Source organism: Flavobacterium sp. 9AF (genome assembly GCF_902506265.1).
GTDB lineage: Bacteria > Bacteroidota > Bacteroidia > Flavobacteriales > Flavobacteriaceae > Flavobacterium.
This window is the reverse complement of the sequence record NZ_LR733607.1, coordinates 1-16,166: the sequence shown is the minus strand read 5'-3', so window position 1 is coordinate 16,166 and position 16,166 is coordinate 1. Positions and strand designations below refer to the sequence as shown.

Below are 16,166 nucleotides of genomic sequence, written 5' to 3'. Positions count from 1 at the left end.
AAAAATATTTTATGAAAAAGCTTCTTTTTATTTTATTCCTATCGACATTGACATTTGCACAAGTTAAAATTAAACCTAGAATTTTACCTAAATCAGATAAAGTAAAAGGAAATATTATTCGTATAGATAGTTTCCCAACAAAGTTAATAAAACCAAGAGCTGTTGATATTTGGATTCCTATTGGTTATTCTAACAAAAAAAAGTACAATGTCATTTATATGCACGATGGCCAAAATTTATTTGATTCTAATACTACTTGGAACAAACAAGAATGGATGGCAGATGAAACCGCTATAAAACTAATGGATCAAGAAGAAGTTGAAAACTTCATCATTGTTGGTATTCACAACATTCCTGACCTTCGCTTTTTTGATTTATATCCTAAAAAAACAATTAACTATCTTCCAAAAAAAGTAAAAGACTCACTCTTTGAAGATTCAAAAAAGAAAAAACTGAATATAACCGACAATAGCTTTAAAGGCGATGATTATCTAAAATTTATTGTTACGGAATTAAAACCATATATAGACGCTAATTTTTTCACCTTAAAAGAAGCAGAGAACACATTTGTTGGCGGATCGAGTATGGGCGGATTAATGTCTATGTATGCAATTTGCGAATATCCGAGCATATTTAGCGGTGCTATTTGCATCTCTACACATTGGCCTGGTCTATATCCTGAAGAAAAAAATCCAATACCCAGTTCATTTTTCAATTACTTAAAGGCAAATATCCCATCATCTACAAATCATAAATTTTATTTTGATTTTGGAACAGAAACATTAGACCAGCATTACCCTCAATACGAAGAAACGGTAAACCAATTGTTTCTCGAAAAAGGATATAACAATACCCATTTTAAAAATCTCCGCTTTGAAGGAGAAAATCATTCGGAAGCATCATGGCAAAAACGCTTTGACATTCCACTATTATTCATGTTAGGAAAATAAATAAAGTGAAAAAAATACTTATTATATTATTCATTTCTATATTTTCATTTGCTCAAAACGCAAATCGAAAATTTATTGAGCTACAACAAAAAGAAGGAAACATCAACATTTTAACTAATGAGGGAACTTATGCATTTCAATATATAACCGATGAAATTATTGAAACTTCTTTTATCCCTAAAAACGAAAAATTCAATCCCTATTCTTATGCTAAAGTTCTCAATAATGCTTCTTTTCCAAATAAAATTTTGGAAACCGAAAAAGAAATAAAAATTGAAACTCCAAGAATTAAAATTTTAATAATTAAAAATCCTTTTCAAATATTGTATTTAGACAATCAAAATCAATTGATAATTTCTGAAAAGGAAGGCTACAAAAAAAATGACAGTATAGAAAGCATATGTTTTAATCTTACTAAAGAAGAAATCCTATATGGAGGTGGTGCTCGTGTTTTAGGAATGAATAGAAGAGGAAATAGGTTGCAATTATATAATAGAGCACATTATGGTTATGAAACCAAATCGGAGTTAATGAACTTCACATTACCTATCGTGGTTTCTTCTAAAAAATACATACTCCATTTTGATAATGCTCCTATAGGTTTTTTAGATCTTGACAGTAAAAAAGACAATACTCTTTCTTATGAAACCATTTCTGGTAGAAAAACATACCAATTAATTGTAGGAAATAATTGGGAAAATCTTATTTCAAATTACACAAAGCTTACCGGCAAACAACCTTTACCACCAAGATGGGCATTAGGTAATTTTTCCTCACGTTTTGGTTATCATTCAGAAACAGAAGCCCGAAAAGTCATTCAAAAATTCAAAGAAGATGCTATACCTGTTGATGCAATTATATTGGATTTATATTGGTTTGGTAAAGATATTAAAGGCACAATGGGGAACTTAGAAATTTTTAAAGATAGTTTCCCAAACTTTGAAAAAATGGTTGCAGATTTTGAAGCACAAGGAATAAAAACCATCACAATAACGGAACCTTTTATCTTAACCAATGCAAATAAGTGGAATGAAGCTAAATCAAAAAAATTACTTACCACTACCATAGAAGGATTACCTGCTACTTGGGATTTCTATTTTGGCAATACAGGATTAATTGATGTATTTAACACAGAAGCAAAGAATTGGTTTTGGAACATTTATAAAGAATTACATCAAAAAGGGATTAAAGGCATATGGGGCGATTTAGGCGAACCTGAAGTTTTTCCTTCATACGCTCTTACTGCCGCTGGAAAAGCTGATGAAGTTCATAATGTGTATGGGCATGAATGGGCTAAATTAATTTTTGAAGGTTACCAAAAAGATTTTCCTAATGAAAGACCTTTTATATTAATGCGCGCTGGTGCGGCTGGTTCACAACGTTTTGGAATGATTCCTTGGAGTGGCGATGTAAACAGATCTTGGGGAGGTTTATCTGGTCAACCTGAAATTGCATTACAAATGGGTTTGCAAGGTTTTGGTTACATGCATTCCGACTTAGGTGGCTTTGCAGGTGCAAATTTAGACGATGAATTGTATGTTCGTTGGTTACAATATGGCGTGTTTAATCCAATTTTCAGACCTCACGCTCAAGAAGATGTAGCTTCAGAACCTATTTTTAGAAGTGAAAGAGCAAAAGAATTAGCAAAATGCGCTATCGAACTGCGATACCAACTACTTCCCTATAACTACAACTTAGCTTTTGAAAACACACAAACAGGAAAACCTTTAATGCGACCTCTATTTTTCGAAGAGGATAATAACGAAGTTTTATTAACAAAAGCAGATGGTTATCTATGGGGAAATGATTTTCTAATTTACCCTATTTTAGAAGCAGGTCAAAAAAGCAAAGAAATTTATTTTCCTCAAACGACCAATTGGTATAATTTTTATACGGAGCAAAAACACAAAGGAGGCACAACACAAACTGTTGAAGTAAACGAAAATCATATACCAACGTATATCAGAGCGGGTAGTTTTATTCCAATGGCAAAATTAGTTCAAACCACTGATAATTATAGTTTAAATGAATTCGATTTACACTTTTATTTTGATGAATCTATAAAAGTTTCATCAGGTAAATTATTTAATGATGATGGACTTACCACTAATACTTTTGAAGACAAAAAATTTGAAAAATTAACATTCAGAAGTAAATTTAAAAATGGAAAAATTGAAATTAGATTAGAATCTGATTATGAAATGATTTCAACTTTCAATAAAGAAGTAACTCTAAAAGTCCACAACATCTCTAAAAAACCTAAAAAAGTAAGACTAGACAATAAAAAAGTAAAATACACTTGGAATTCAAGTCGTTCTATATTAGAATTAAAATCACATTTAATAAACGATAAAAAAGTTCAAATAGACATACAACTTTAACATGAAAAAAACAGTTTTATTTTTAGTAATTACACTACTTTTTACAGTAAATTGTAAAGAAAAAGGAAAAGACACGACAAATAGTGAATCAGAAAAAGCATCTTTACCCTTTGTTTGGGAAGCTGCGAATGTCTATTTTTTATTAACGGACCGTTTTAATAATGGAGACACTTCAAATGATACTATCTTGGAACGAAATCAACCTACAGGAAAGTTAAGAGGCTTTGAAGGAGGTGATATTAGGGGTATAATTCAAAAAATAGACGAAAACTATTTTACAGATTTAGGAATAAATGTTATTTGGATGACACCTATTGTAGAACAAATTCACGGTTGTGTGGATGAAGGGACAGGTAACACTTATGCTTTTCATGGATATTGGACAAAAGATTGGACTGCTTTAGATCCAAATTTTGGCACCAAAGAAGATTTAGCTGAATTAGTAACCAAAGCACATTCAAAAGGAATTCGAATTGTTCTTGATGCGGTTATCAATCACACGGGTCCTGTTACCGAAAAAGATCCAGTTTATTCAAATGATTGGGTGCGCACTAGCCCAAAATGCACTTATGATTCATACAAAAACTACATCAACTGTACCTTAGTTGAAAACCTTCCAGACATTAAAACAGAAAGTAAGGAAAATGTAGCACTACCTCAAGTTTTAGTAGATAAATGGAAAAAAGAAGGGCGTTATGAAGCGGAAATGGCTTCGCTGGAAACTTTTTTTAAAGAAACTGGGTATCCAAAAGCACCTAAATATTACATTATGAAATGGCTATCAGACTATATCATAAACTTTGGTATTGACGGCTATAGAGTGGATACGGTAAAACATACTTATGAAGATGTTTGGAGTGATTTTTCAAAGGTGTGCCAAACCAAATTTGAATTATACAAAAAGCAAAATCCTACAAAAATACTAGACAACAATCCATTTTTCTTAGTAGGTGAAGTATATGGCTATGGTGTTTCTAATAAGAAGTTATATGATTTTGGAGATAAAAAAGTAGATTATTTTGCTAATGGTTTCAATAGCCTAATCAATTTTAATTTTAAAGGTGATGCGAATAAAACATATGAAGAAATTTTTTCAAATTACAATACCATCCTCCAAACCGACTTAAAAGGATATAGTGTAATGAATTATATCAGTTCTCATGATGACGGTTATCCATTTGATAAAAAAAGAGAAAGATGTATAGAAGCAGGTACAAAACTATTATTAACTCCCGGTATTTCTCAAATTTATTATGGTGACGAAACAGGTCGCGTCTTAGAAATCGAAGGAACTATTGGAGATGCTAGCCTACGCTCATTCATGAATTGGGATGACATTAAAAAAAATTCTAAGACAAAAAAAATTCTACTACATTTTCAAAAATTAGGTCAATTTAGGAAAAAACATCCAGCCATAGGTGCAGGGAAACATAACCAAATAACTGCTTCACCTTATGTTTTTAGTAGAACATTGTCAAAAAACAATTTCAAAGACAATATAGTAATTGGTCTTGACCTAAATACAGGAAAAAAAGAAATAGTTGTAGGAACATCATTTAAAGATGGAGATACCGTTCTAGACACATACTCAAATACAAAGTCAGTTATAAAAAATGGCAAAGTAAGTTTTGATACACCTTTTACAATATTATTAATCGAAAAAGAATAAAAAAACATTGAATATCTTATAAGACTTTTTAAAAATAAAAAAATGAAAAAAATTATCCTAGCCTTTACAGCACTCTCTTTATTATGGAGTTGTAAAGAAGAAAAAAAAGAAAAAACAAGTGAATTTGACACAGAAAAAAAGAAAGAAATGGTTCAATTTACACCAGAAATAGCTGAAAACGCTATCATTTATGAAGCTAATATTCGTCAGTATTCTCAAAAAGGTACCTTTAATGAGTTTACCAAAGATATTCCACAATTAAAAGAATTAGGTGTTAAAATTATTTGGTTAATGCCTGTATTTCCTATCTCTGAAACAAAAAGAAAAGCCACGGGTGGTGCAAATAGCAAATTTGCTTCGGAAATGCCAGAAGCCGAACAAGCAAAATATTTAGGCAGTTATTATGCTGTTTCGGATTTTAAAGCAATCAATCCTGAATTTGGTACTATTGAAGACTTTAGAGAATTAGTTTCTACAGCACATGAAAATGATATGTATGTAATTTTAGATTGGGTACCTAATCACACTGGTTGGGATCACATCTGGATTAAAGAACATCCCGAATTCTATACAAAAAATGACAAAGGTGAAATAACACATCCAAAAGATACCGATTGGACTGACGTAGCAGATTTAGATTATTCCAACCAAGGCCTTCGTAAAACAATGATAAGCGATATGAAACATTGGCTACAAAATGAAGGTGTTGATGGTTTTAGATGCGATGTTGCAGGTTCAGTACCTACAGACTTCTGGCAAGAAGCTATTCCTCAACTTCGAAAAGAAAAAAACATTTTCATGTTAGCTGAAGCTTGGGAACCCGAATTATTAAAAGATAATTTATTTGATATGTGTTATGCATGGGATGGGCATCATGCAATGAATAAAATGGCTCAAGGTAAAGAGACCGTGAAAGAATGGGATGCTTATATGGCTAAAAGAACAAAGGACTATGAAACTGACGATATTCTGATGAATTTTGTAGATAATCATGATGAAAATTCGTGGAATGGAACAATAAACGAAAGATTAGGTGATGCATCAGAAATAATGATGGTCTTATCTTATTTAACACCTGGAATGCCATTAATTTACAGTGGTGACGAATATGGTTTAGATCATCGCTTACAATTTTTTGAAAAAGACTCAATTCCAAAAACTAAAAGGAAAAACTGGGAAATTTTTAAAAAATTAGGTGAATTAAAGATCAATAATATCGCTTTAAATGGAGGTAAAAACAAAGCTTCATACAAAAGGATTAAGACTTCTATGGATGACAAAATTTTAGCTTTCGAAAGAGAAAAAGACGGTAAAAAAATAATTTTCATTGGTAATTTATCAAAAGACAACCAAAATTTCTCACTAGAATTAGATGGCGCTTTTAAAAATATATATACAAATACAAATTTTTCGTTAAATAAAAACCAAAATTTACAATTGGATTCTTGGAAATTTGTAGTTTTGCAGTAGTACAGGTTCATGTTTACCTGTTTGTTTGTTTGAATTGCGCGAATCTTATCTTTTAGATTCGCGCTTTTTCATATATTTGAATATGCAAAAAATAGGTCACAGAGGAGCCAAAGGGCATATAACCGAAAACACATTAGATTCTTTTGAAAAAGCTATCCATTTACAAGTCGATGCTATTGAATTAGATGTGCATGTTTGTGCCAGTGGTGAATTAGTTGTTTTTCACGATTTCACACTAGAAAGACTAACAAATGCCGAAGGAGAAATTTCTAAATTTACTTTGCAACAATTGAGAGAATTAAAAATTCTTGACACTTATCATATTCCAACATTGATTGAAACTTTAGATTTAATAGACAAAAGATGTAAAATAAATATTGAATTAAAAGGTCATGATACTGCACAACCTACCGCTTCATTAATTGAATACTATGTACAAAAAAAAGGTTGGCAATATTCCGATTTTATTGTGTCTAGTTTTCAATATGAAGAATTAAAAACTTTTAGTCATTTACATTCAAAAATTCCTTTAGCAGTTTTAACTCAGGCAAGTGTAGAGCAAGCAATTGAATGGGCAAAAAAATTTAATGCAAGTTATATTCATCCTCATTTTTCACTCTTAACGACCGACAATTGTAACTTTGCTAAACAAAATAAATTAAAAATAAATACGTGGACTGTTAATGATAGTATAGATATTGAACACGTAAAACGTTTTACAATAGAAGGTATTATTTCTGATTTTCCCGATAGAATATGAATACAAAATATGACATTCTAATTATAGGTGGCGGTGCTGCTGGTTTTTTTACAGCAATAAATATCGCAGAAAAAAATAAAAATCTTAAAATAGGAATTTTAGAACGAGGAAAAGAAGTACTGTCTAAAGTAAGAATTTCTGGTGGTGGAAGATGTAATGTTACACACGCATGTTTTATCCCTAATGAATTAGTTAAATTTTATCCAAGAGGCGAGAGAGAATTAAAAGGCCCTTTTAACCAATTTTGTTCTGGAGACACTATAGAATGGTTTACTAATCATGGTGTCAATTTAAAAATTGAAGAAGACGGAAGAATGTTTCCCGAAACCGATTCCTCTCAAACGATAGTAGATTGCTTTTTAAATTCCTGCCAAAAACTTAAAATAGATATTCTTACTTTACAAAGCGTTCAATCACTTTTTAAAAAGGAAATTGGATGGAAGGTAGATACTAATTCCGATTCTTTTTTATGTAAAAAAGTTATTCTTACCACTGGTAGCAACCCAAAAATTTGGGAACTTTTAACACAATTAGGTCATAGTATTATTCCTCCTGTACCTTCACTATTTACTTTTAACATTAAAGATGCAAGAATAAAAGATTTAATGGGACTTTCCGCTTTAGCTACTGTAAAAGTAAAAGAAACTAATTTAAAAGCAACTGGCCCTTTGTTAATTACACATTGGGGAATGAGTGGCCCAGGAATTTTAAGATTATCGGCTTGGGGTGCACGCCTTTTATTTGAAAAAAACTATAAATTCTCCTTACAAGTCAATTGGCTTAACGAAACTTCATTTGAAGAATGTGTAGAGCAACTAAAAGAGATTAAAATTCAAAATAATAAAAAGCAAATTAACACTTTTTGTCCTTTTGATTTTCCAAAACGATTATGGGAAAAACTCATACAAGCTGCAAACATAAATCCAGAATTAAAATGGGCCGATTGTTCAAAAAAACAATTAATCAGTTTAGCAGAACAATTGACTAATGGTACTTTTCAAGTAGATGGAAAAAGCACATTCAAAGAAGAATTTGTAACCGCAGGCGGGATTGATTTAAAAGAAATTAATTTTAAATCAATGGAAAGCAAAATTTTACCTGATTTATATTTAGCTGGAGAAATACTAAACATAGATGCAATTACTGGAGGATTTAATTTTCAAAACGCATGGACAGGAGGTTTTTTAATTAGCGAAGCCTTAAAAAAAACTGTCTAAAAAGTCTTGATTTGTCATTCCGAATTTATTTAACTTCATTGAATCTTCGATTTCGGAATCTAATAATAGTTGAAAATCAAATATTTTATAGAAGCTGAAACAAGTTCCGCTTGACAAGATTGTACTTTTTGGACAGCCTCTAGTCTATTTTTCCCTTCCTCCATCTAAAGTAGCTTGCCATTCTTTTAATTCTTGCCATTTTCCTTCATAACATAATTTGGCTTGTCTTGGCCAAGTCCCTGGATCATGAATTTGAAAACGTTCTCCTGCTTTATTCAGTATTTCTTTACAACGATCTACCGAAGTTTCTGATAAAGCTTTCCATGTTAAAATACCAGAGGTTTTAAACAACTCTTCTATCTTGGGACCGATCCCTTCTATAATTTTTAAATCGTTTTCATTAATTTTTTTACCAAAAACAGCTTTTGCAACACCAGCATCAAAGGCAAGATTAATTGGTGCTTTGCTATTCGTTTCAATTATCTGATCTTTTTCGGCAACAAAATTGGCTTTCATTTTATTTTGTTCATTCAATTGAGAACGCATTTTCTCTAAATCTAATCGGAGTTGCGAATTCATTCGATTGCAACTATCTAAATCATCTTGTAAAGATTCTGTATCAAAAGTAGATTTATTAGAATACATTTTCCCTAATAAATAGCCTAATATTCCACAAATAATTCCTACTAAAGCAGGGATTAAAAAACAGGGTAAATTCATAGTAATATAGTTTAGTTGGTTGTTTTTATTTAATCGTAATCTCTGTCCTTCTATTTTTAGCTCTTCCAGATTCGGTTGTATTATCTGCAATAGGTTGCATTTCTCCTTTTCCAGAAATTTCAATCTTATTTTCCAAAATTCCGTTCAAAACAAAATAATCTTTAGCAAATCTAGCTCGTTCCAAAGAATAATATTGGTTACTATGTCTTACTCCTGGTGTATTATCCGAATGACCTGTTACATTAATCTTGGAGCCTTCAACATGATTAATATAATCCATAATCATTGCTAATTTTTCTTTTTGTTCTTGAGTTAATACTATAGCAGATTGTCCTGTATTAAAATATAAGGTTAAAGGATTCGCATTTAGATTTGCCTTAACAACTTCCCAATCTTTCGCTCCTTCATCAACATTGGATTTAGACAACCATTTTAGAATTATTGGTCCAAAAACGGTATCATTTTTAACTACTAAAGCTTCTTCAACTTGATCCGCAATTTCAATTTGCTTTTCTGAAAAACCCTTAGTAATTAAATAATTCTTAACTGCATTTGCACGTGCAAGTCCTAAATTTGGAAAAATAGAGTTATTCTTTTCTTTTGAGCTATACAAACCAGTAAGTTTCAAATTAGAATCCCTTTTTTTCAACTCTTCTCTTAATTGATTGATTCCTTTATCTATAGAATCAGAAACAGGTAGTAATAAAGAAAAATTAGAATTTAAAAAATTAAGACTTTCATTCTTAGTAATCTTTAAATCGGATACTGAAAACCCAAGATGAGAACTTCTTGTAGTTTCATCTACTGTCGTTATCTTTTCGTTAGTCTTGCGTTCATTGGGAACAGTTACTGCCTCACAACATGGACAGCAAAATTTTGTAAACAACCAAGTTCCTATAAGAATTGTGAGTAGAATTCCCAAAAAATAAAGTAATTTTTTTGACATATCCTTTCTATTTTTGAATACTATCAAAAATATAAAAATTTAACAAAAAAACAACAGTAATTTTCTTAAAATAATAATTTAATAAAATTTTATTCTTAAAAATTAAGAATATAAATAGAAAACGCTAAAACAGTTGCAAAAGAAACCCAAAGCAGATAAGGGATTAACAACAATGAAGCCATTTTATCTATCTTCCTAAAAATCAAATAGGTTTCATAAATAATTAGTCCTAAAAGTATAATTTCAATTAAAGCTAATAAAATATTATGCAAACCAAAAAACAAATAGGACCAAAATGCATTCAATAGTAACTGAGCTACAAAAAAGAACATTCCTTTTTTTACTAATTCTTTATCTATCTCAAATTTGTCCCAAATTAATCCACCTGCTATCCCCATTAAGATATAAAGCACACTCCAAACAGGAGCAAAAATAGCATTAGGAGGATTAAAAAAAGGCTTTTTTAAGGTAGGATACCATGTATTTATACTTTCTATTGTAACCAAACTCGATAAATAACCTACCAACAAACAACCCCCAACAACAATGATAATTTTCAGGTACTTTGACATGACTTCAAATTTTGCAACAAATAAACAAATAAACTCACAAACAAGTAAATCAAAATTGGTATTTTTGCACAAATTTTCAATTATGTTGACTGAAAAGGATTTTATCATTACAAAATACACTTCTATTGAAACCGCTTCTTTTGAATGGAGTGCACCAAGTAACATTGCTCTTGTTAAATATTGGGGCAAGAAGAGCCACCAAATTCCAGCAAATCCTTCTATCAGTTTTACTTTAAACAATTGTAAAACTATTACTAAATTAGCCGTTTCAAAAAAAGAAAAAAACACTTCATTTTCATTCGAACTGCTTTTTGAAGGAAAACCAAAAGAAGAATTTAAGCCTAAAATTCAAAAATTTTTAGAGCGTATAGCACCATATTGCCCTTATATTAAAGAATATCATTTAGCAATTGACACTCAAAACACTTTTCCTCATAGTTCAGGTATTGCATCTTCTGCTTCTGGCATGGCAACTTTAGCTATGAATATCATGAGTTTAGAAAAAAAACTAAATCCAAGCATAACAGAGGCCTATTTTCACAAAAAGGCGTCATTTTTAGCTCGATTAGGTAGCGGAAGTGCTTGTAGAAGCATTACTGGGAAAGTAGTTATTTGGGGTAAACATCAAGAAACGCCAAATAGTTCCGATTTGTTTGGTATACCATTTTCAGATTTACACCCTATATTTACCAATTATCAAGACACCATATTGTTAGTAGATAAAGGAGAAAAACAAGTTTCTAGCACTGTAGGACACGATTTGATGCACAATCATCCATTTGCAGAAAAAAGATTTGAACAAGCGCATAAAAATTTAACAGAAGTTAAAAATATTTTATCTACTGGAAATTTAACGGAGTTTATTAAAATTGTAGAAAGTGAAGCCCTTACATTACACGCTATGATGATGACTTCAATGCCTTATTTTATTTTAATGAAACCGAATACTTTAGAAATAATCAATCGGATTTGGAAATTTAGAAACGAAACAAATACACCCGTTTGTTTCACATTAGATGCTGGTGCAAATGTACATATTTTATACCCTGAGAATGTTAGTGAAAAAGTTTTAGATTTTATTAAGAATGAATTAGTTGGCTATTGTCAAAATGGTCAGTATATTTGCGACGAAATTGGAAAAGGAGCACTAGCCATTTAATTTTTTTTGTATATTTACGAAACCCAAATTAAAAACACCCTATGAAAGGACCATTATTTTATTCGAAAATTTTACTTTTTGGAGAATACGGAATCATCCAAGACTCCAAAGGTCTTTCAATACCTTATAATTTTTACAAAGGCGCTTTAAAAACTGATGAAAACCCATCAAATGAAGCAATAGCTTCTAATAAAAGTTTGCAAAAATTTGCTAGCTACTTAGCTGATTTACAAAATAGCCAACCCGAATTAGTTTCTTTCAACTTAGAAACACTTCATACTGATATTGCAAATGGAATGTATTTTGATTCAAGTATTCCTCAAGGTTATGGTGTAGGAAGTAGTGGTGCTTTAGTTGCTGCAATTTATGACAAATATGCCTATAACAAAATAACTGTATTAGAGAATCTAACAAGAGAAAAATTATTACAATTAAAAGCTATTTTTTCTCAAATGGAATCTTTTTTCCACGGAAAGAGTTCTGGTTTAGATCCTTTAAATAGCTATTTGAGTTTACCAATATTAATTAATTCTAAAGACAATATCGAACCCACTGGAATTCCAAGTCAAAGCACTCAAGGAAAAGGTGCCGTTTTTTTAATTGACTCTGGAATTGTAGGCGAAACAGCACCTATGGTAAGTATTTTTATGGAAAACTTAAAAGATAATGGCTTTAGAAAAATGCTAAAATCTCAATTCATAAAATACACTGATGCTTGTGTCGAAAATTTTCTACATGGCGATATCAAATCTTTGTTTGCAAACACAAAAAAATTATCAAAAGTGGTACTGAATCATTTTAAACCTATGATTCCAGAACAATTTCATCAAATTTGGCAACACGGTATTGAAACTAACGACTATTACTTAAAACTATGCGGTTCTGGTGGTGGTGGATATATACTTGGATTTACTGAAGATTTAGAAAAAGCAAAAACAGCTTTAAAAGATTATAAATTAGAAGTAGTTTATAATTTTTAAACTTATATTAAAACCATTTTTTTAATCATTCTAACTAAATGCTATCAAGAAAGTCTAAATTATTATTGACTAAAATTTTCAGTTTTTTTTCTGTAATTAGAGGATATAATATTTGGGTGATTGCATTAGCACAGTATTTAGCAGCTATTTTTATCTTAGCACCAGAAATTCGCGCTTTAGACATAATTCTTGATTGGAGATTATTTCTAATCGTACTAGCTTCTTCATTAACTATTGCATCCGGATATATTATTAACAATTTTTATGATGCAAAAAAAGATTTGATTAATAGACCTAGAAAAGCCATGATTGATCGACTAGTTAGTCAATCAACAAAACTAAAAGTCTATTTTATATTGAATTTTCTTATTGTTACTATGATAAGCTTTATTTCTTGGAGAGCTGTTTTATTTTTTTCAAGTTACATTTTTCTTATTTGGTTTTATTCTCATAAATTAAAAAAATATCCTATTATTGGGAACTTAACTGCAGCAGTTTTAGCCATCTTGCCTTTTTTTGGAATTTTGATGTATTATAAGAATTTTTATCATGTAATTTTTGCACACGCTACCTTTCTCTTTTTATTAATACTCATTCGTGAATTAATAAAAGATTTAGAAAACATAGAAGGCGATTTAGCCAACGAATACAAAACTATCCCTGTACTATTTAATGAAAAAACTGCCAAAACAATTATCTCCATTTTAACGGCAAGCACACTATTTCCTGTGTATTTTTTAACAGATATTTACGACGTAGGCTACATGGATATCTATTTCTATTTCAGCTTATTACTATTGATATTCTTTTTTATTCAACTATGGAGATCAAAAACTAAAGGTGATTTTTTAAAATTACATTTCCTATTAAAATTCATCATTGTATCTGGTGTTTTTTGTATTGTATTAATAGATCCAACCGTTTTAATTCATGGAAAAAAATTATTAGCAATTCAATACCAAACACTTTTAAACCCATTTGCTTAGCATTTTTCTCATTCATTTCTATTTACTAATAAAAATATACTTTTACACATATTAGTTATATCTTTGCAAAAAATACAATTACTTATGTCACGTCATCAAGGAAATGATAAAAGCAGACCAGGTTCAGGCAGACAAGGCGGTTTTAAAAAAACAAGTAGCTCTAGAGGGAATGCTCCTATAAAGAAGACACCTTCAAAATTTTCGGCAAAACCAGAAGCTAATAAACCAAAGAAAACCACAAACACTTCTTCTAACTCAGACGAAATGCGTTTAAACAAATATATATCAAACTCAGGGATGTGTAGTCGAAGAGAAGCGGATCTTTACATTCAAAGTGGCAATGTAAAAGTGAATGGAGAGGTAATTACCGAAATGGGCTATAAAGTAAAACTGAGTGATGTTGTCGTTTTTGACGGAGCAACCATTACACCCGAAAAGAAAGAATACGTATTACTTAATAAGCCTAAAAACTTTTCTACTGCAGGAGATGACGAAAAAGGAGATAATAATGTTTTAGATTTAGTAAGAAGTGCTACCAAAGCGAAACTACAACCTGTAGGAAGAATGGATAAAACCACTACTGGACTATTATTATTTACTAATGACACAGATATGATTAGAAAATTTACACTTCCTAATCAGCGTTCTTCTAAATTATATCAAGTTTCTCTAGATCGAAATTTAAAATATGAAGACTTAGAAAAAATTTCAGGTGGAATTAACATTGACGATTTTAGAGTATATGTAGAAGAAATCACCTATATAGAAAACGAACCAAAAAGTGAAATTGGCGTAAAAATGAAGACGGCTAATGTTAAAATAGTTCGCAAAATATTTGAACACTTAAATTATAACGTGATAAAATTAGACCGTGTAACATTTGCGGGTTTAACCAAAAAGAATCTCCCAAGAGGCACATGGAGGTTCCTAACAGAACAGGAAATTATCAATTTAAGAAACGCTTAAACTTTTCATTAACCACGATTATTTACTCGTGGTTATTTTTTATTATGTCAAAATATCTAGAACAAATAGCCATTAACTGGTTTGAAGCATTCAATACCAAAGATTTAGAAAGACTACTCGCATTGTATCATAACGAAGCAAAACATTTTAGTCCAAAATTAAAGTTGCGACAACCTGAAACAAATGGGCTAATATCCGGAAAAGAAGCCATGCGTATATGGTGGCAAGATGCATTTGATAGATTACCCTCATTACATTACAAAGTAACTTCAATAACTGCAAACTCAGATAGAGTATTTATGGAATACATAAGACAAGTTAACAATGAAGAAGACATGCATATTGCCGAGGTTCTAGAAATTAAAGACAATCAAATTATCTTCTCAAGAGTTTATCACGGCTAAAAATTTCAAAGTATAAACCTTAGAAATCCAAACAACCTCTAAGGTTTTTCCATAAATACAAACTGTATTTTTTTACATTTTGGAAGCAATTTCTTTAGCATATTTTTTCAACATTGCTCTACTCATCCCTAAATTAGCTTTGTTACTATCAACTGCTAAATAAACAAAATAGTCTCCATTTTCAGAAATACTAATGATATGTATTTGATTAGTCAAAGTAATCATAATATCTTCAATGTTCTCCTTAAGTCCAAGTGCTTTAATTGCATTCATTTTTGCTTTTACAACTTCCAGGTTATAAGCCGAAGCAAGTTCAGGGTCAAAAGAAGTAATTACAGACAATGATTTATAAGACATTCCCGTTTTTACTTCGGTAACAGCTACTGCTATAAAACCAGGAAGATTCGTTTTTAAATCTTCGACAAATGTGGTTAAAAAATCTGACATAGTATTATTTTTAGTTTATGTTAATTTTTATTGATAATGGTATCCATAGTTTTCATGATTAAACCCAATCTAGAACCATCTTTAGAAAAAGAAGCTAGGTAATAATCTTTATTAAACTTATTAATTACAACTAAGCCTTTATCTGCATGAATGGTAATTTTATCCATATCCCCATACTCTAAATCTTGGATTATTTCTTTACACATTGTAGCAATTATCCCAGACATAGCCGCATAATTACCGTCATAATCAAATTCTGTCGAATCTATTAAATCTCCATCGATATCAAATAGAAGAACATTTTCTACTCCTGCTTCAGATATCATGTTTTTTAAACTCTGTTTGGTAGGTCTACTGCTCATAAATTAATCTAATTGTTTGTTTGTATTAAAAATTTTATTAAAAAATATTTAGTTTTTTAACAAAAATAACTTAAATTTATCTCACAAAAAAGTTAAATTATCCAAATTTATTACAGAAAAACTATAATTTATGAAAACAAAAAACTTAAAAACACTAAACAAGGAATTAAAAAAAAT

The 16,166-nt window shown here is 30.4% G+C and carries 16 protein-coding genes; 11 read left to right on the top strand and 5 right to left on the bottom strand.

Features of this window, described 5'->3' with window-relative positions:
* The first annotated feature begins 11 nt into the window (after nucleotides 1–11).
* The 6 genes from HALO113_RS17150 to HALO113_RS17125 all read left to right on the top strand — a co-directional run bounded on the left by HALO113_RS17150 (nucleotide 12) and on the right by HALO113_RS17125 (nucleotide 8,447).
* A complete protein-coding gene (locus tag HALO113_RS17150) occupies nucleotides 12–950 on the top strand; it encodes an alpha/beta hydrolase (protein ID WP_159780361.1) in 939 nt (312 codons plus the stop codon).
* A gap of 5 nt (nucleotides 951–955) precedes the next feature.
* On the top strand, nucleotides 956–3,331 hold the full coding sequence (locus HALO113_RS17145; protein ID WP_236554785.1) for a TIM-barrel domain-containing protein: 2,376 nt from the start codon (nucleotides 956–958) through the stop codon (nucleotides 3,329–3,331).
* 1 nt (nucleotide 3,332) lies between these two features.
* Entirely contained in the window at nucleotides 3,333–5,000 is a 1,668-nt protein-coding gene (locus tag HALO113_RS17140) for an alpha-amylase family glycosyl hydrolase (protein ID WP_159780360.1), read from the top strand.
* A gap of 42 nt (nucleotides 5,001–5,042) precedes the next feature.
* Entirely contained in the window at nucleotides 5,043–6,470 is a 1,428-nt protein-coding gene (locus HALO113_RS17135; protein WP_159780359.1) for an alpha-amylase family glycosyl hydrolase, read from the top strand.
* An 82-nt stretch (nucleotides 6,471–6,552) separates the two neighbouring features.
* Nucleotides 6,553–7,230, top strand: a complete 678-nt coding sequence (locus HALO113_RS17130) for a glycerophosphodiester phosphodiesterase family protein (protein ID WP_159780358.1) — start codon at nucleotides 6,553–6,555, stop codon at nucleotides 7,228–7,230.
* Nucleotides 7,227–8,447 (top strand): NAD(P)/FAD-dependent oxidoreductase, encoded by a 1,221-nt coding sequence (locus HALO113_RS17125; protein WP_159780357.1) that lies wholly within the window; start codon nucleotides 7,227–7,229, stop codon nucleotides 8,445–8,447. The genes HALO113_RS17130 and HALO113_RS17125 overlap by 4 nt, the downstream gene beginning before the upstream one ends.
* 144 nt (nucleotides 8,448–8,591) lie before the next feature.
* Here HALO113_RS17125 and HALO113_RS17120 read toward each other — a convergent pair whose 3' ends face one another.
* The 3 genes from HALO113_RS17120 to HALO113_RS17110 all read right to left on the bottom strand — a co-directional run bounded on the left by HALO113_RS17120 (nucleotide 8,592) and on the right by HALO113_RS17110 (nucleotide 10,685).
* Nucleotides 8,592–9,167, bottom strand: coding sequence for a hypothetical protein (locus HALO113_RS17120; protein ID WP_159780356.1), 576 nt, complete (start codon nucleotides 9,165–9,167; stop codon nucleotides 8,592–8,594).
* A 25-nt stretch (nucleotides 9,168–9,192) separates the two neighbouring features.
* Nucleotides 9,193–10,113, bottom strand: a complete 921-nt coding sequence (locus HALO113_RS17115) for an OmpA family protein (RefSeq protein WP_159780355.1) — start codon at nucleotides 10,111–10,113, stop codon at nucleotides 9,193–9,195.
* Nucleotides 10,114–10,208: 95 nt separating this feature from the next.
* Nucleotides 10,209–10,685, bottom strand: coding sequence for a TspO/MBR family protein (locus HALO113_RS17110; protein WP_159780354.1), 477 nt, complete (start codon nucleotides 10,683–10,685; stop codon nucleotides 10,209–10,211).
* 82 nt (nucleotides 10,686–10,767) lie between these two features.
* Between HALO113_RS17110 and HALO113_RS17105 the strand changes: the two genes are divergently transcribed.
* The 5 genes from HALO113_RS17105 (at nucleotide 10,768) to HALO113_RS17085 (ending at nucleotide 15,180) form a co-directional block, all read left to right on the top strand.
* The gene (locus HALO113_RS17105; protein WP_159780353.1) at nucleotides 10,768–11,844 is read left to right on the top strand and encodes a diphosphomevalonate/mevalonate 3,5-bisphosphate decarboxylase family protein; all 1,077 of its coding nucleotides are present in this window, start codon (nucleotides 10,768–10,770) and stop codon (nucleotides 11,842–11,844) included.
* A 41-nt stretch (nucleotides 11,845–11,885) separates the two neighbouring features.
* On the top strand, nucleotides 11,886–12,824 hold the full coding sequence (locus HALO113_RS17100; RefSeq protein WP_159780352.1) for a mevalonate kinase: 939 nt from the start codon (nucleotides 11,886–11,888) through the stop codon (nucleotides 12,822–12,824).
* A gap of 38 nt (nucleotides 12,825–12,862) precedes the next feature.
* Complete coding sequence (locus HALO113_RS17095) at nucleotides 12,863–13,810, top strand: geranylgeranylglycerol-phosphate geranylgeranyltransferase (RefSeq protein ID WP_159780351.1); 948 nt, start codon at nucleotides 12,863–12,865, stop codon at nucleotides 13,808–13,810.
* A gap of 84 nt (nucleotides 13,811–13,894) precedes the next feature.
* The gene (locus HALO113_RS17090; protein WP_159780350.1) at nucleotides 13,895–14,776 is read left to right on the top strand and encodes a pseudouridine synthase; all 882 of its coding nucleotides are present in this window, start codon (nucleotides 13,895–13,897) and stop codon (nucleotides 14,774–14,776) included.
* Nucleotides 14,777–14,820: 44 nt separating this feature from the next.
* Entirely contained in the window at nucleotides 14,821–15,180 is a 360-nt protein-coding gene (locus HALO113_RS17085) for a nuclear transport factor 2 family protein (RefSeq protein ID WP_201297705.1), read from the top strand.
* 72 nt (nucleotides 15,181–15,252) lie between these two features.
* Here HALO113_RS17085 and HALO113_RS17080 read toward each other — a convergent pair whose 3' ends face one another.
* Together HALO113_RS17080 and HALO113_RS17075 are read right to left on the bottom strand one after the other, a co-directional pair.
* Nucleotides 15,253–15,627 (bottom strand): hypothetical protein, encoded by a 375-nt coding sequence (locus HALO113_RS17080; protein ID WP_159780349.1) that lies wholly within the window; start codon nucleotides 15,625–15,627, stop codon nucleotides 15,253–15,255.
* A 20-nt stretch (nucleotides 15,628–15,647) separates the two neighbouring features.
* Nucleotides 15,648–15,989 (bottom strand): roadblock/LC7 domain-containing protein, encoded by a 342-nt coding sequence (locus HALO113_RS17075; RefSeq protein WP_159780348.1) that lies wholly within the window; start codon nucleotides 15,987–15,989, stop codon nucleotides 15,648–15,650.
* Nucleotides 15,990–16,166: the final 177 nt, after the last annotated feature.

What these genes read in the sequence shown, in the direction of transcription:
- HALO113_RS17115 (WP_159780355.1), bottom strand. Translation starts at nt 10,113, where the DNA reads ATGTCAAAAAAATTACTTTATTTTTTGGGAATTCTACTCACAATTCTT.
- HALO113_RS17090 (WP_159780350.1), top strand. Translation starts at nt 13,895, where the DNA reads ATGTCACGTCATCAAGGAAATGATAAAAGCAGACCAGGTTCAGGCAGA.
- HALO113_RS17080 (WP_159780349.1), bottom strand. Translation starts at nt 15,627, where the DNA reads ATGTCAGATTTTTTAACCACATTTGTCGAAGATTTAAAAACGAATCTT.
- HALO113_RS17085 (WP_201297705.1), top strand. Translation starts at nt 14,821, where the DNA reads ATGTCAAAATATCTAGAACAAATAGCCATTAACTGGTTTGAAGCATTC.
- HALO113_RS17135 (WP_159780359.1), top strand. Translation starts at nt 5,043, where the DNA reads ATGAAAAAAATTATCCTAGCCTTTACAGCACTCTCTTTATTATGGAGT.
- HALO113_RS17120 (WP_159780356.1), bottom strand. Translation starts at nt 9,167, where the DNA reads ATGAATTTACCCTGTTTTTTAATCCCTGCTTTAGTAGGAATTATTTGT.
- HALO113_RS17075 (WP_159780348.1), bottom strand. Translation starts at nt 15,989, where the DNA reads ATGAGCAGTAGACCTACCAAACAGAGTTTAAAAAACATGATATCTGAA.
- HALO113_RS17150 (WP_159780361.1), top strand. Translation starts at nt 12, where the DNA reads ATGAAAAAGCTTCTTTTTATTTTATTCCTATCGACATTGACATTTGCA.
- HALO113_RS17140 (WP_159780360.1), top strand. Translation starts at nt 3,333, where the DNA reads ATGAAAAAAACAGTTTTATTTTTAGTAATTACACTACTTTTTACAGTA.
- HALO113_RS17130 (WP_159780358.1), top strand. Translation starts at nt 6,553, where the DNA reads ATGCAAAAAATAGGTCACAGAGGAGCCAAAGGGCATATAACCGAAAAC.
- HALO113_RS17110 (WP_159780354.1), bottom strand. Translation starts at nt 10,685, where the DNA reads ATGTCAAAGTACCTGAAAATTATCATTGTTGTTGGGGGTTGTTTGTTG.
- HALO113_RS17095 (WP_159780351.1), top strand. Translation starts at nt 12,863, where the DNA reads ATGCTATCAAGAAAGTCTAAATTATTATTGACTAAAATTTTCAGTTTT.
- HALO113_RS17125 (WP_159780357.1), top strand. Translation starts at nt 7,227, where the DNA reads ATGAATACAAAATATGACATTCTAATTATAGGTGGCGGTGCTGCTGGT.
- HALO113_RS17100 (WP_159780352.1), top strand. Translation starts at nt 11,886, where the DNA reads ATGAAAGGACCATTATTTTATTCGAAAATTTTACTTTTTGGAGAATAC.
- HALO113_RS17105 (WP_159780353.1), top strand. Translation starts at nt 10,768, where the DNA reads ATGTTGACTGAAAAGGATTTTATCATTACAAAATACACTTCTATTGAA.